Source organism: Halorubrum trapanicum (genome assembly GCF_002355655.1).
Taxonomy (GTDB): domain Archaea; phylum Halobacteriota; class Halobacteria; order Halobacteriales; family Haloferacaceae; genus Halorubrum; species Halorubrum trapanicum_A.
Genome location: NZ_AP017569.1, coordinates 2099839 through 2115097 on the forward strand (window position 1 = coordinate 2099839; position 15259 = coordinate 2115097).

Genomic DNA, 15259 nt, shown 5'->3' on the forward strand with positions numbered 1-15259 from the left:
TACTGGGTCCGTGGATTTATGCTGATTCTGGGCGCGCCGTGAGACATGAGCAGGACGACGGATCGGCGCGGCGGTCGGGACGGGTCGCCGCGGGTGGTGGTCGTCGACGACTCGCCGTTCATGCGGGGACTGATAAGCGACCTCCTGAGCGACGCCGGGGTCGCGGTCGTCGGCGAGGCGGGGGACGGGGAGGAGGCGCTCTCGGTGGTCGCCGAGACGCGTCCCGACGTCGTGACGATGGACGTCGAGATGCCCGGAATGGGCGGGCTCGAAGCCGTCGAGCGGCTGATGGAGGAGACGCCGACGCCGGTGTTGATGCTGTCGGCGCACACGGACGAGGGCGCGGAGGTCACCTTCGAGGCGCTCGACCGCGGCGCGGTCGACTTCTTCGCGAAGCCCGGCGGCGAGGTGTCGACGGGCGTCTCGCGGGAGTCGGAGCGCCTCGTGGAGGCGGTGCGCTCGGTCGCGGGTGCCGACCTCGACGCCGCGACCCGCGAGCGCGACGACCCGAGCGCCGCGGCGTCGCGCTCGCCGGACGCCGGGTCCGAGGCGGACGCGGCCGACGTCGACGGGCCGCTGACCGTGGTGATCGCGGCCTCGACCGGCGGGCCGAACGCCGTCGAGCGCGTGCTGTCCGCGCTGCCGATGGCGGACTGCCGCGTGGTCGTCGTCCAGCACATGCCGGAGGCGTTCACCTCGCGGTTCGCGGACCGGCTCGACGCCGCCTCCGCGTACGACGTGCGCGAGGCCAGCGACGGCGCGCGGATCGGCGCCGGCGAGGTGCTCGTCGCCCGCGGCGGGAGCCACACGCTGATCGACAGCTACCGCTCGGGGCGGCTCCGGGTGAAGCTCGACGCGGACGACGACTCCCACACGGTCACCCCCGCGGCCGACGTGACGATGCGCTCCGCGGCCGAGGTGATCGACGACCCGCTCGTCGGCGTCGTGCTGACCGGGATGGGCTCGGACGCCGCGGCGGGGATCCGCGCGATGGCCGACGCCGGGGCGCGCACGCTGGCGCAGAGCGAGGACACCTGCGTCATCTACGGGATGCCGAAGCGCGCGGTCGAGACCGGCGGGGTCGACGCCGTCTGCGACCTCGACGACGTCGCCGGCGCGATCGTGGGGGGTGAGGCCTGATGGACTCCCACCGCGCCGCGTTCGTCGCCGAGGCCGAAGACGGGATCACCGACCTCAACAACGCCCTACTCGCCCTCGAAGCCGACCCCGAGGACACCGAGGCGATGGACGACGTGTTCCGCGTCGCCCACACCCTGAAGGGGAACGCCGCGGCGATGGGGTACGAGGACGTCTCCGACTTCGGGCACGCCTTAGAGGACCTGCTGGACGCGGTCCGGCAGGGCGACCGCGAGGTGACGCCCGAGCTGATGGACCTCCTCTTCGAGGGGGTCGACACGGTCGAGGCGATGGTCGAGGAGATCGCCGAGGCCGGCGAGGTGTCGACCGATCCCTCCGACCTCGAATCGCGCCTCCGCGAGATGGAGGAACACGGCACCGTCGGCGGCGGGGACGGCGGCGATTCGGCGGACGACGCCGCCGAGACCGCCGACGACGGGTCCGACGACGATGCCGCCGAGGAAGAGGGTAGCGGCGACGCAGATGAGGGCGAAGACGACGCCGACGTCTCGGTGCCGGAACCGCCGGCGGCCGCGGCCGACCTCCCCGACCCGGTCGCGTACGCGGACGTGACGATCGGCGACGCGCAGATGCCGGGCGTCGACGCCGCGCTCGTCCTCCAGGCGCTCGACGAGCAGTTCGACGCGCACGCGACCGACCCGGCCCCGGAGGCGCTGGAGGACGGCGAGTACGACGAGTCGTTCGACGCCTTCGTCGGCGGCGCCGACCCCGAGGTCGTCGCCGAGGGGCTCCGGGCGCTCACGCAGGTCGAGGCGGTCACTGCGGTCGCTGTCGGCGACGGCGCGGACGGCGCGGCCGCGGTCGGCGACGGCGAGGACGCTGCGGCCGCGGAACCGAGCGACGGGGACGCCGAGTCGGTCGGTTCGGCCGACGCGGACGCGACGGCCGACGACGAGTTCGAGTCCGCCGAACCGGCGGATCCCGAGAGCGCCGAACCGGAACCGACCGACGACGCGACCGACGCACCCGAGCCGTCGGACGCCGACCCCGACGCTGACGACTCCGACGGTTCGGACCCGGCGTCGACCGGTTCGGACCCGGCGTCGACCGATTCGGACTCGGCGTCGACCGATTCGGACCCAGTGTCGACCGATTCGGACTCGGCGTCGACCGATTCGGACCAGAAGCCGAACGACTCCGGCTCGAAGTCGGAGTCGAAGTCCGGCGACGAGATCAAATCGATCCGGGTCGACGTCGACCAGGTCGACGAGCTGTACGGGCTCGTCGAGCAGCTGGTGACGAGCCGGATCAAGCTCCGGCGGGAGCTGGAGGCCGCCGACGCCGAGTCGGACACGTTAGACGAGCTCGACAAGCTCGCCTCCAGCCTTCAGGACACGGCGATGGACATGCGGCTCATCCCGTTCTCGCAGGTGTCGGACTCGTTCCCGCGTCTCGTCCGCGACATCTCGCGGGACCTCGACAAGCGGATCGACTTCGAGATCGAGGGCGACGACGTCGAGCTCGACCGCACCATCCTCACGGAGATGCGCGACCCGCTCGTGCACGTCCTGCGGAACGCGGTCGACCACGGGATCGAGCCGCCCGAGGAGCGCGAGGCCGCCGGGAAGGACCCGACCGGGCACGTGGAGCTCACGGCCGAGCGCGAGCGCGACCACGTCATCATCGAGGTCGCGGACGACGGCGCGGGGCTCGACCCCGACCAGCTCCGCGACAAGGCGGTCGAGGAGGGGGTCAAGAGCCGCGAGGCGGTCGAGGCGATGGAGGACAGCGAGGCGTACGACCTCGTCTTCCACCCCGGCCTCTCGACCGCCGAGGAGGTCACGGACGTCTCCGGCCGCGGCGTCGGGATGGACGTGGTCCGGACGACCGCGCGCGACCTCGACGGCTCCGTCTCGGTCGAGAGCGAGCCCGGCGAGGGGACCACGGTCCGCTTCCGACTCCCCGTCACCGTCGCCATCGTGAAGGTGATGTTCGTCGACGTCGGCGGCACGGAGTACGGCATCCCGATCAAGTCGATCGCGGAGGTCGCCCGCGCCGACGACGTCGAGGAGGTCCACGGCGACGAGGTCGTCAGACACGAGGACGACCTCTACCCCGTCATCCGGCTGAACGAGCGCCTCGGCGAGATCGACTCGACCGCGGCCGAGGCCTCGGCGGCCGCCGACGAGACGCCCGCCGCCGACGGCGGCGTCGCGGTCGACGACGGGACCGACCCCGCCGGACCGGCACCCGACGACGCGGGCGGCGCGGGCGCGACCGACGACGGGATGCTCGTCCGGATCCGCGAGGAGACGCGGCAGGTCGCGCTCCACTGCGACGCGGTGTTAGACCAGGAGGAAGTGGTCGTCAAACCGCTCGACGGCCCGCTCTCGGGGACGCCCGGACTCAGCGGCACGGCGGTCCTCGGCGACGGGGACGTCGTGGCCGTGCTCGACGTGGTGAGCCTATGAGCGAGTCCGCAGACGACGGCGAGACGGCGTTCGAAGGCGTCCTCCGCCAGATCGACGACACGGTGCCGTTCGAGCCGGGCTACTACAACGAGTCGTACCTCGACCGCCGGATCACGGCGCGGATGCGCCGGCGAGACACGGAGTCGCACGCCGAGTACGAGCGCATCCTGCGCGAGGACGCCGACGAGCGGCAGGCGCTGATGGACGCGCTCACGATCAACGTGACGGAGTTCTTCCGCAACCCGGAGATGTGGGACGTCCTCCGCGACGTGTTGCGCGAGCGGACCGCGGAGCAGCGGCGCGTCCGCGTCTGGTCGGCGCCCTCGGCGGACGGCCGCGAGCCGTACTCCGTCGCGATGTTAGCCTGCGACGACCCCGAGATCGACGAGTCGCGCGTGGAGGTGCTCGGCTCCGACATCAGCGAGGAGGCGCTCGACAACGCCCGCGAGGGCGTCTACCACACGACGCGGACGACCGACATCGCCGAGGAGCTCGAACCCCTCTCGGACCCGGACCGCTACGTCGAGCGCGACGGGGACACGTTCCGCGTCCGCGAGGCCCCTCGCCGGCTCGTCGAGTTCGCGACGCACGACCTGATCCGCGACGGCGCCCGCGACCCCTTCGACGTGGTGCTGTGCCGGAACCTGCTGATCTACATCGACGTCGACCACAAGGCGGCCCTGTTCGACACGCTGGAGGCGTCGCTGGCCGACGACGGCGTCCTCGTGTTGGGGATGACCGAGAGCGTCCCCCCGGACCGCTCCGACCGCTACGAACCGATCGACAAGCGACGGCGGGTGTTCGGGAGGCGCTGATGTCGCTGTACCAGCACGCTCGGGACGGGAACGCGGAGCGACTCCGGGACGCGCTCGGCAGCGACAGCGCGGCCGTCCGGCGGCGCGCCGCGGAGTTCCTCGGCGAGATCGGCGAGGAGGACGACCAGCCGACGGTCGACGGGCTGCTCCGCGCGGCGACGACGGACGACGACCCCGAGGTCCGCGGCGCGGCGGTCGACGCGCTCGACGAGATCGGCGAGGCGGCGCTCGAACAGCTCCTCGAAGAGCTCACGGGCGGGGGCGGCGACTCGGAGGCGGAGTGGGTCACCGCGCGAAAGTTCGCCCGCGCGCTGAAGGCCGACCGTCCGGAGCTCCGGATGGCGGCGGCGAACGCGCTCGGGCGCCTCGACGACGCGAGCGGCCTCCAGGCGCTGGTCGGCGCGCTCGACGACGGGGACGCCCGCGTCCGGCTCCGCGCGGCGCAGGCATGCGGGACCTACGCCGACGCGCGCGCGGTCCCGGGGCTGCGCGAGCGGCTCGACGACGAGGAGCCGCGCGTCCGGCGGGCCGCCGCGAACGCGCTGGGGACGATCGGGACGGACCAGGCGCTGTCGCCGCTGCTCGAACTGCTCGACGACGGCGACGAGTCGATCCGACGGATCGCGGCCGGCGCGCTCGGGAAGGCCAGCACCCCGGAGCCGGTCGAGCCGCTCGCGCGGGCGCTCGGCGACGAGAGCGCCGTGGTGCGGAACGCGGCGGTGTACTCGGTGATCGAGCTGCTCTCGAACGTGCCGACCGAGCAGAGCCACGCCGTCCGCGACCAGGTGGTCTCGGAGCTGAAGGCGGCCGACGACGCGACCGTCGTCGAGCCGCTCGTCGAGATCCTCACCGAGGGCCAGCAGTCCCGCCAGCGCCGGAACGCGGCGTGGATCCTCGGTCGGGTGGCCGACCCGGACACGGCGACCGCGGTGGAGGCGCTCGCGGACGCGCTCGCGGACGACGACCCCCAGACCGCGCAGTTCGCGGCGACGAGCCTCAAGAGCCTCGGCGGCCCGGTCGTCGAGGACCGCCTGCTCGACATGCTGGGCCCCGAACACCCGGAGGACGCCCGCGCGAAGGCGGTGTTCGTCCTCGGGCAGATCGGCGGGCAGGAGACGCTCAACCGCCTCGAAGAGTACGCCGACGACGACAGCCAGGCCGTCAGAAAGCGCGTGTTCTCGGCCGTCTCGAAGCTGCGCGCGGGGGGTCCGTAAATGGCGCAAGAGGAAGGCGAGTACAAGATCACCGACACGCAGGCGAAGTTCGCGGTCGCGGTCCGCGAGGGCCGGAAGGTGAGCGACGTCTCGTGGACGCCCGGCCGCGTCCTCCTCTCGAACCGGCGGCTCATCCTCGCCGGCAACGACGGGAAGCGGACCGTCCCGCTGTCGAAGCTGGAACGGCTCGGCGGCCGGCACGACGCGAACCAGTCCGTCGCGCGCGTCTCCAACTACGTGAGCTTCGACCTGGGCGAGCAGGTGTTACTCGTCGCCGCCAAGGACCACGAGCCGTTCGAGCGCGACGTCTACCGCGCGCTGCTCGACCAGAAGACCGTGATGGTGAAACACCCCGCCATCGAGGGCGGGGTCGTCACGGACACCGAGTGGGAGCAGGCCCGCGTGAAGATCGACGAGAACGGGCTCAACGCCGCCCTGGAGCGCGGCGCCTTCGTGAAGTTCGACCTCGACGACATCAGCGGGCTCGACGCCGCGAAGCGCACCGTCAACGGCGACAAGAAACCCGTCATCGAGGTGTCGCACACCGACGACGAGGGGACGAGCATCGAGACGCACGTCGCGGGCGACCCGAGCCGGATGCGGTTCGTCGAGTCGTGGCTGCGCAAGGGCGAGGAGCGGTCGTCGACGAACGTCGACCTCTCCAGCCGCGACCGCGAGGTGCTGATGGCCCTGTACTCCGGCGTCTCGCCGTTCGAGATCCCCTCGTTCCTCGGGATGGACGTCGACGACGTCGAGGAGACGTTCGAGCGGCTCGTCGAGCTCGAAGTGGTCGAGGAGGTGCGGGTCCGCCGCGAGGTCGCGCTCAACTCCCGCGGCCGCAACATCGCCAGCGAGGCGATGAACGAGCAGTAACGGCGCTCACCTCTCCCGGACGGCGAGTCAACGCCGGCGCGCCGCGGCGTCGAACCACCCTTAAGTCGGTGCCGCGCCGAGTCGGTCCATGAGCTACGAGGCAGTGCTTTTCGACCTCGACAACACGCTGTACCCGTACGCCCCGTGTAACGAGGCGGGCAAGCGGGCCGCGCTCGACGCCCTCCGCGAGCGCGGGTACGACCTCGACCGCGACGCGTTCGACGACCTGTACGCGACCGGGCGGCGGGAGACCAAACGGGAGACCGGCGGGACCGCCGCCTCGCACTCCAGGCACGTCTACTTCAAGCGCGGGCTGTACCGGCACGCCGGCGACCCCGACCCCGCGGGCGCGCTGGCGGCCGGCGACGCCTACTGGAACGGCTACCTCGCGGCGATGTCGCTCTGTGACGGCGTCGAGGCGGTCCTCGACGCGCTCGACGCGGCGGGGACCGACGTCGCGGTCGTGACGAACCTCACGACGCGGGTCCAGCTGCGGAAGCTCGTTCGCCTCGGAATCGACGACCGGATCGACCTGCTCGTCACCTCCGAGGAGGTCGGCCGCGAGAAGCCGAGCGCGCTCCCGTTCACGGCCGCGCTCGCCGAGCTCGACCGCCGGCCGAGCGAGGCGCTGGCGGTCGGCGACAACGTCGAGACCGACGTCGCCGGCGCGAACGCCGTCGGGCTCGACTCCGCGCTGTTCGTCGCCGACGGGGACGCGCCCGCCGACGCGGACCTCTCCGAGGGGCAGCGGCCGGACCACCGGCTCGACGCGCTCGCCGACCTGACGGAGGCGGCGGCGTGACCCCCGACGGCTCCGGCGGCGGCGGCTCCCGCTCCGCAGGCGGTTCCGGCCGGGACGCGAACCCGGACCTCCTCCGGGAGGCGCGTGAAGCGGTCGTCGAGTACGCACCGGCGCTCGCGGACCTGACGCCCGGGCGGACCGGGAACCTGAGCGTCCGCGACGGCGACCGGGTCGCGGTCACGCCCACCGGCGTCCCCTACGACTCCTTCGACGCGGCGGACGTGCCCGTGGTGTCGCTGGCGGGCGAGCGGCTGGCCGGGCGGATGGCGCCGTCGAGCGAGGTGCCGATGCACACGGGAATTTATCAACACGACCGGCCGGGCGCGATCGTCCACACCCACTCGCCGTGGGCGACGACGATGGCGACGCTCGGTCGGAAGCTCCCCCCGATCCACTACATGATCGCCGCCGTGGGCCGGGAGGTGCCGCTCGCCGACTACGCGCCGTACGGCACCGAGGAGCTGGCCGCGAACGTCGTCGCCGCGATGGCCGAGGCGGACTCGGACGCCGCAATCTTAGCGAACCACGGGCTCGTCGTCACCGGGCCGGACGTGGAGACGGCGGTGGAGAACACCCGCCACGTCGAGGACATCTGTCGGCTCTACCTGCGCGCGTCCGCCGTCGGCGAGCCGCACGTGCTCACCGACGAGCAGATGGCGACGGTGGAGGAGCGGTTCGAGAGCTACGGCCAGCAGCCGGACGCGGAGTGAGGAGGGGAATCGCCGACAGTCGGCCGGTTTTATAAATACACGGGCGGCTACCGGATCGGTATGACAGACACCGAGCCGGCGCCGGCGGTCCGCGAGACCGCCGAGTCGATCGCGACCATGGAGATCCGCGGCGCGGCGACCATCGCCTCCGCGGCCGCCGAGGCCCTCGCCGAGCAGGCGGAGGCGGCGGCCGAGGCGGACGCGACCGCGAGCGACCCCGAGGCGTTCCGCGCGTCGCTGCGCGCCGCGGCCCGGACGCTCCGCGAGACGCGCCCGACCGCGGTGTCGCTGCCGAACGCCCTCCGGTACGTCCTCCAGCGGATGGAGGGCGACTCGGTCGACCGACTCCGCCGAAGCGTCGTCGACGCGAGCGAGGCGTTCGTCGACCAGCTCGACCGCGCGCAGGAGGACCTCGGGCAGGTCGGCGCGAACCGCCTCGCCGACGGCGACACGGTGATGACCCACTGCCACTCCACCGACGCCCTGGCGTGCATCGAGGCGGCCGTCGAGCAGGGGAAGTCGATCTCGGCGGTCGTCAAGGAGACGCGCCCGCGCCAGCAGGGCCACATCACCGCCGAACAGCTCCGCGACGCCGGCGTCCCCGTCACGCTCATCGTCGACTCCGCGGCGCGGCGCTACCTCGACGAGGTCGACCACGTCGTCGTCGGCGCTGACTCGATCGCCGCCGACGGCGGCGTGATCAACAAGATCGGCACCTCGGGGCTCGCGGTCAACGCCCGCGAGCGCGGCGTCCCGATCATGACCGCCGCGCAGACGATCAAGCTCCACCCGGAGACGCTGACGGGCCACACCGTCGAGATCGAGATGCGCGACGAGGCCGAGGTGATCGCTCCCGAGGCCCGCGAGGCGATCGGCGAGATCGACGTCGAGAACCCCGCGTTCGACGTGACGCCGCCGCGATACATGGACGCGATCGTCACCGAGCAGGGGCAGTTCCCCCCGGAGAGCATCGTGACGCTGATGCGCGAGCTGTTCGGCGAGGGCGCCGCCGAGCCGTGGGCGGAGCCATGAGCGGGCGCGACGGCGCTCCGGATGACGGCGATCGCTCCGACGCCTCTGTCGACGGCGAGCGACCCGACGACGGTACCGAGGTCGACGACGGCGAGGGCGTCGGCGACTGGGACGAGACGGTCGCGGCGTGGGACCGCGAGGTCGACGAGTGGGAGGAGGCCCCGGACGGCGGCACCGAAGGGCGGGTCGACGGCGACGGGCCGGACGCCGACGGAACCGGCGACGGGCCGGACGAGGTCGACCCCGCGGTCGACCGCGACCCCGACCTGACCCCGGGCGACGCCGACCGCGTGCCGAAGGTCGTCTCGGCGGGCCACATCAACTGGGACGTGACGATCCACGTCGACAGCCTGCCCGAGCCGGACGGGGAGACGCGGATCGACCGGCTCGAACAGTCCGGCGGGGGCAGCGCCGCGAACGTCGCGGTCGGGCTCGTCGATCTGGGCGGCCAGTCGGTCGTCTACGGCAGCGTCGGCGGCGACGAGTCCGGCGCGCTGGCGCTGCGCGAGCTCGCCAGCGCCGGCGTCGACCCCGGGCAGGTGCTGGTCGACGCCGACGAGCCCACCTCGGTGAAGTACGTCATCGTCGACGGCGGCGGCGAGCTGCTCATGCTCGCGAACGACGGCGCCAACGAGTCGTTCTCCGCGGCCGGGCTCGACCGCGACACGCTCGCGGCCGCCGACCACCTCCACCTCACGGGACAGCAGCCCGAGACCGCGGCGGCGCTCGCGACCGCGGCCGCGGAGGCGGGCGCGACGCGGAGCTTCGACCCCGGCCGCCGCGTCGCGGACCGCGATTTCGAGGCCGCGCTCCACGCGAGCGACGTGCTATTTTTAAATGACCGCGAGGCCGACGCGCTCGAAGCGGCGACCGACGTCGACCCGTGGGAGCCGGACGACCGCGTCGTCGCGATCAAGCTCGGCGACGAGGGCGCCACGGTGCGGACGCCGCACGGGAGCGTCTCGCACCCGGGGTTCGACGTCGACCCCGTCGACACGACCGGCGCGGGCGACGCCTTCGCGGCCGGGTTCCTCGCGGCCGCGCTCCGGGAGTCGGAGATCACCGGCGACGGGTTCTCGCACGACCCGCGCGACTACCAGGTGCCGATCCTGGTCGGCAACGCCTGCGGCGCGGTCGCGACCGAGTCGGTGACCGCGCGCACCGACCTCTCGTGGGAGCGCGTGCGGGAGCGGATGGGCGAGTCGCCCGAGTCGGACCTCCTCATCGAAGTCCGGGCCTGAGCCCACGGTGGCCCGCGAGTCGAATCACTCGCTCTCGTAGTCGAACGCGACCGCGAGGTCGGCGGCGCCCCAGAACACGAACCGGTACCGACCGGGGACCAGGTCCGGACACACCCGGAGCGCGTCGGCGTGCGGCCCGCCTTCGACCGACGTCCCGTCCCTGACGGGACCGCCCTCGACGAGCCCGGACTCGGTCATCTCGAACTCCCACTCTAGACTCTCGCCCGGCGGGACGATGATCGCCTCGTCGGTGTACGCGAACGTGGCGTCGCCGTCGGCGCCGCGGAGTTCGGTCCACCCGTCCTCGGTGCGGACCTCCAGGTTGTACTTCCCCTGATTGCCGACGGACGCCTCGCGCCCGGAGACGTTCGTCAGCTCGATCCGGAACCGGGTCCCGCGGCCGAGCGCGAGGGGATCGGACCCGGGGTCGTCGTCGCCGGGGATCACGACTCGGAGCGCGAGCGGGCCGTCGCCGCCCGCGTCGCTGCCGGCGCCGCCCCCGCCGCCCCAGTTGACCTCGCCGTCGTACGCCTGCGGGTGGCGCTCGAACCCCTCCGTGTCGCAGTCGAAGGCGGGGGGGACGTTCGTGGGCTCGTGGTCGGGCCGGATCCCGCCGGCGAGGCTCTCCGGGTCGCGGATCCCGTCGCCGCTGCGGACCGTTCCCGTCTCGCCCCAGCCGTCGGTGACGGAGAGCCGGGCCGAGTCGGGGAGCGGATCGCTCGTGACGCGGAGCAGCGCGGCCGGGTAGGTGATCGCCTCGCCGCAGGCGACGTCGTCGCTCTCGGCGCCGAGCACGGTCGCGTCGGCGACGAGCGTCCCGTCCTCGACGGCGACGCCGTCGAACGCGATCTCGTCGTGACAGGTGTCGGGCCCGACGGACTCGACGTACAGGATCCGCGACTCGTCGAAGTCGGTCTCCTCGACGAACGCGCGGATCTCCTCCGGCGCGTCGTCGAGCAGCCACGAGGCGTCCCCCTCCTCGGCCAACAGCACGCAGAACCCGCGCCGCTCGTCCCGGCTCCACGCCGGCCCCGAGAGGGCGGCGCCGACCTGCTGGACGGCCGTCGTTACCGCCCCGTCGTCGCCGTCGCCCCCGTCGCCGTCGGCGCCGTCTCCCCCGTCGGACCCGTCGCTATCGTCTCCGTCGCCACCGTCGGTCCCGTTCCCGTCCGCGGGGACGCCGGTTTCGGTACATCCCGCGAGCGCGGCGGTGCCGCCGATGGCGACGCCGTAGAGGGCCGCTCGCCGAGTGAGTTCGGTCATACCTCCCGGTACACGGCCGATACATAAGGGCTTCCTGTAAACGAAAACAGGTGTCTGTCCCATCGCGGCGGGCGGTCTCGCTCCGCTCGGTGCGCCGCGCTCGGCTCACCCGGCCCGCGGTCGCCTCACGCCGATTCGAACAGCGCCTCGATCCCCTCGGCGTCGAGGCCGGCGGCGAGGCCGAGCGCGAGCGCGACGCGCGCCTTCGCCGCCGGGAGGTCCCCGGCGAACGTCACCCCGTGGTCCGCGAGCGTGACGGCGCCGCCGGGCGTCCCGTACACCGGCTCCGTCGGTCCGGCCGGCGGGCGGCCGGCGACGACGACCGGCACGGAGTCGACCGCGCCGGCGATCGCGTCGCCGAGCGCGCCGGTGACGTTCCCGAGGCCGGTCCCCTCGACGACGACGCCGCCGACGCCCGCGTCCAGCGCGCGTTCGAGCGCCCCCGCGCCGACGCCGGTCCCCGAGTGGACCACCGGGACCTCGGGCACGTCCGCGGGGTCGTCGATCGCGTCCGCGAGCGGGTCGATCGGTACGCCGCGGGCGGGCGTCCGGACGACGCGCGAGGCGGCTCTGGTGAACGTCGCGACCGGGCCCGTCCCCGGCGAGGTCATCGTCGACAGCGCGTTGCTGTGGCCCTTCACGACGTCGCGGGCGGCGTGGAGCTCGTCGTCGAACGCGACGTGGACGCCCGGCGCGAACCGACGGTCGGCGGCCGCTCGAACCGCGAGCGCGAGGTTCGCGGGGGCGTCGCTGGAGGGCTCGTCGAGCCGCCGCTGCGCGCCCGTGACGACGACGGGCGCGTCGAGGTCGGTGAGGATATCGAGCGCGAACGCGGTGTCGGCGAGCGTGTCCGTCCCGTGGGTGACGACGACGCCGTCCGCGGGCTCGCCGTCCGCCCCGCCGACCGCGTCGTGCGCGGCCGCCGCCGTCGCGAGCACGTCCCGCCACCGGACGTCGAACCCGGGCTGTGAACACACCTCTCTGGTCGTCACCCGCGCGTGGTCGCTCACGGCCGGCACCGCCTCGACGAGGTCGTCGCCCGTCTTCTCGGGGGCCGCGCCGTCGTCGCCCGGCTCCGAGGCGATGGTGCCGCCGCAGGCGATGACCGCCACGCGCGAGCGGCCGCCGTCGGCGCGCGCGGCGGGGCGCCCTCGGTCGTCGCCGGTGGGTGCGTTCGGGTCCTCGCTTCGGCCGCGGCGATCGGTCTCGGTCATACCCCTCCTCGCTCCGCGACAGACAAAGCGGTTGGTGCCGCGGCAGTCGTTCCGCGTCGGACTCGCTGGATCGCCGCGACCGCCGCCGGGTTCGGGCGGACCGGGCCGCGACCGTGCCCACCTCGGTCCCGGCGGTCCGCACCGGTCGGACCGCTCCGGAACGGCCGGACCGCCCCGAGACTGCCCGATCGACGCCGATCCCGAAACAAAGTATTAGCGGACTCGATGAACAGTTAAAACGTCTCTGCGCCTGTTTTAAAACGACCCGATAGGTCGAGAAACGCCGTGAAATTCGCCGAACCCTCGTCGGGGTATATGTGGTCCCCCGTCGTACGGAGAAGTGTCCATGTCAACCCCCGCTCCCACCCAGATCGCCTCCGGCGAACGGCTCGCCGGGCTGATGACCGGCACCGTCAAGGCCGCCGCCTTCTGGGCGGCCATTGCCATCCCGGCGACGTACCCCGCCCTGCTGTACTCGGGACTCGACGGCGGTACCGGGCGGCTGTTCGTGGTCCTGCTGTTCGCGAACGCACTCGCGCTCGCGCTCGGTCACGACTACAAGCGCTGACCGTCAACGTCTGACCCTCGCCGAGGCCCGACCGAACCGCCCGTCCGAACGCCCTCCGATCGCCGACGCGTCGCGTGGACACCGGCGCTTCGCCTCCTGCCCTCCACCTCTGTTCGCTCCCCGCTGCCCTCCCGACCTCCCGCCCTTCCCCCGCTTTCGTTCCTCCCGCCAGCGTCCCGCTCTCGAAGCGCTTACCCCCGCCCCGATCCGACTGGGCGTATGAGCGACGAGACCCGCGTCGAGTGGCGCGACTGGGGCCCCGAGGCGTTCGCCGAGGCCGACGAGCGCGACCGCCCGGTGCTGCTCTCGCTGTCGGCCACCTGGTGCGAGGGCTGTCACGAGATGGACGCGATCACCTACGCGGAGCCGCGGATCGCGGCCAACGTCAACGAGGGGTTCGTCCCCGTCCGCGTCGACGTCGACCGCCACCCGCGGGTGCGCGAGCGGTACAACATGGGCGGGTTTCCCACCACGGCCTTCCTCACGCCCGAGGGGACGCTGCTGACCGGCGCGGGCTATCTCGACGTCGACGGGATGCGGCAGGTGCTCGAATCGGTCCGCGAGATGTGGGCCGACAAGGGCCGCGAGGCCGGGCGCGTTCCGCGCGCGCTCGACGCCGACCTGCCGCCCCGCGGCGAGCTGACGGACGAGATAGAGAGCCACCTGGCGGGCCAGCTGGAGGCGAAGTACGACGCCGAGAACGCCGGCTGGGGGACGGACGCGAAGTTCCCGCTGCCCCGCACCGTCGAGTTCGCGCTGAAGCGCGACCGGAACCGCGCGCTCCGGACGCTCGACGCGGTCCGCGACCACCTCACCGACGACGTCGACGGCGGGTTCTTCCGCTACGCGGCCACCCGTGACTGGGGCGACGTCGCCTACGAGAAGCCGCTCGACACGAACGCGGCCGTGACGCGGGCGTTCGCGAACGCCTTCCTCTACACCGGCGACGAGGCGTACCTCGACCCCGCGCTCGACGCCGTCTCCTTCCTCACCGGCGACCTCTGGACCGGCTACGGCGTCGGCGGCAGCCTCGGGCCCGGACTCGGCCGCGCCTACTACGCGGCGCCGGCCGCGGACCGCGAGGACCTCGACGAGCCGCGTCGCGACCTGACCGTCTTCGCCGGCGGCAACGCGCTCGCCGCGGACGCGCTGTTCGCGGTCGCCGCCTACACCGACGACGAGCGCGCCCGCGAGTACGCCGGCCGGATCCTCGACGGCCTCGAACGCGACCTGATCGACGCCGACAGCGGTGCGGTGACCCACTACCGCGGCAGCGACGAGGCGGGCGAGACCGACCTGCTGGAGGACGCCGCCCGCGTCGTCGGGGCGTACGTCCGCGCCGCCGGCGTGCGCGGCGAGGGGGCCGACGTCGCCCGCGCGGTCGCGGACCGGGCGATCGACCGCCTCCACGTCGACGGCTCGTTCGTCGACGGGCCGCGCTCGGGGCCGGGGCTGCTCGACCGGTCGTTCCGCCCGCTCGACGCCAACGTCGAGATGGCGTCGTCGCTGCTCGACTTGGCGGCGCTCACCGGCGAGGAGCGCTACCGCGAGGTCGCCCGGGAGACCGCCGAGGCGTTCGCCGGGGCCACCGACCGGCTGAGCGTACAGGTCGCCGACTACGGGAGCCTCGCGGGGCGGCTCCGGCGCGGGACGACCGTCATCGCGGTCGGGACCGAGCCCGGGAGCGACCTCCACCGCGCCGCGTGGCGGGTCGCCGACCACGAGAAGGTGATCGCGCCGAACGCCCACGACGCCGACGCGCCCGCGCCGCGGACGGTCCCGGAGGGGACGGCGGTCGTCCTCGCGGGCGACGAGCGCTCCGAGCCGGCGGAAACCCCGGACGAGTTGATGGCCCGCGTCGGCGACGTCCTGGCGTAGTCCTCGCCGACGCGACGGATAAAAATCGTCGCGCCGCGCTGACGTCGGCGAGCCCGCCGACCCCTCGCTCCGGATCGTAA

13 protein-coding genes are annotated in these 15259 nt (G+C 73.3%); 11 read left to right on the forward strand and 2 right to left on the reverse strand.

All coding sequences use genetic code 11. The features are described from left to right. Positions 1-45: 45 nt before the first annotated feature. The 9 genes from cheB to CPZ01_RS10250 all read left to right on the forward strand — a co-directional run bounded on the left by cheB (position 46) and on the right by CPZ01_RS10250 (position 10256). Positions 46-1140: a chemotaxis-specific protein-glutamate methyltransferase CheB gene (gene cheB / locus CPZ01_RS10210; RefSeq protein WP_096394720.1), complete on the forward strand. Its 1095-nt coding sequence runs from the start codon at positions 46-48 to the stop codon at positions 1138-1140. Then, positions 1140-3569 (forward strand): chemotaxis protein CheA, encoded by a 2430-nt coding sequence (locus CPZ01_RS10215; protein WP_096394722.1) that lies wholly within the window; start codon positions 1140-1142, stop codon positions 3567-3569. The genes cheB and CPZ01_RS10215 overlap by 1 nt, the downstream gene beginning before the upstream one ends. Then, complete coding sequence (locus CPZ01_RS10220; protein WP_096394724.1) at positions 3566-4384, forward strand: CheR family methyltransferase; 819 nt, start codon at positions 3566-3568, stop codon at positions 4382-4384. Before CPZ01_RS10215 ends, CPZ01_RS10220 begins: the two co-directional genes overlap by 4 nt. Beyond that, entirely contained in the window at positions 4384-5598 is a 1215-nt protein-coding gene (locus CPZ01_RS10225) for a HEAT repeat domain-containing protein (protein ID WP_096394726.1), read from the forward strand. Before CPZ01_RS10220 ends, CPZ01_RS10225 begins: the two co-directional genes overlap by 1 nt. Further along, positions 5599-6471, forward strand: a complete 873-nt coding sequence (locus CPZ01_RS10230; RefSeq protein WP_096394728.1) for a CheF family chemotaxis protein — start codon at positions 5599-5601, stop codon at positions 6469-6471. Positions 6472-6559: 88 nt separating this feature from the next. Then, a complete protein-coding gene (locus CPZ01_RS10235) occupies positions 6560-7273 on the forward strand; it encodes an HAD family hydrolase (protein WP_096394730.1) in 714 nt (237 codons plus the stop codon). Continuing rightward, positions 7270-7983 (forward strand): class II aldolase/adducin family protein, encoded by a 714-nt coding sequence (locus tag CPZ01_RS10240; RefSeq protein WP_096394732.1) that lies wholly within the window; start codon positions 7270-7272, stop codon positions 7981-7983. Before CPZ01_RS10235 ends, CPZ01_RS10240 begins: the two co-directional genes overlap by 4 nt. 60 nt (positions 7984-8043) lie before the next feature. Further along, positions 8044-9015 carry a ribose 1,5-bisphosphate isomerase gene (locus CPZ01_RS10245; protein ID WP_096394734.1) on the forward strand — a complete coding sequence of 324 codons (972 nt, stop codon included), beginning with the start codon at positions 8044-8046 and terminating at the stop codon, positions 9013-9015. Then, on the forward strand, positions 9012-10256 hold the full coding sequence (locus tag CPZ01_RS10250; RefSeq protein ID WP_096394736.1) for a carbohydrate kinase family protein: 1245 nt from the start codon (positions 9012-9014) through the stop codon (positions 10254-10256). The genes CPZ01_RS10245 and CPZ01_RS10250 overlap by 4 nt, the downstream gene beginning before the upstream one ends. A gap of 24 nt (positions 10257-10280) precedes the next feature. On the opposite strand, the gene CPZ01_RS10255 is transcribed toward CPZ01_RS10250, so the two are convergent. Then, positions 10281-11519, reverse strand: coding sequence for a hypothetical protein (locus CPZ01_RS10255; RefSeq protein ID WP_096394738.1), 1239 nt, complete (start codon positions 11517-11519; stop codon positions 10281-10283). A 125-nt stretch (positions 11520-11644) separates the two neighbouring features. Beyond that, positions 11645-12733, reverse strand: coding sequence for an asparaginase (locus CPZ01_RS10260; protein WP_096394740.1), 1089 nt, complete (start codon positions 12731-12733; stop codon positions 11645-11647). Between the two features lie 346 nt (positions 12734-13079). Here CPZ01_RS10260 and CPZ01_RS10265 point away from each other — a divergent pair, with 346 nt between their 5' ends. Both CPZ01_RS10265 and CPZ01_RS10270 read left to right on the forward strand, forming a co-directional pair. Beyond that, on the forward strand, positions 13080-13301 hold the full coding sequence (locus CPZ01_RS10265; protein WP_096394742.1) for a hypothetical protein: 222 nt from the start codon (positions 13080-13082) through the stop codon (positions 13299-13301). A 219-nt stretch (positions 13302-13520) separates the two neighbouring features. After that, complete coding sequence (locus CPZ01_RS10270; protein WP_096394744.1) at positions 13521-15179, forward strand: DUF255 domain-containing protein; 1659 nt, start codon at positions 13521-13523, stop codon at positions 15177-15179. The last annotated feature ends 80 nt before the right edge of the window (positions 15180-15259 follow it).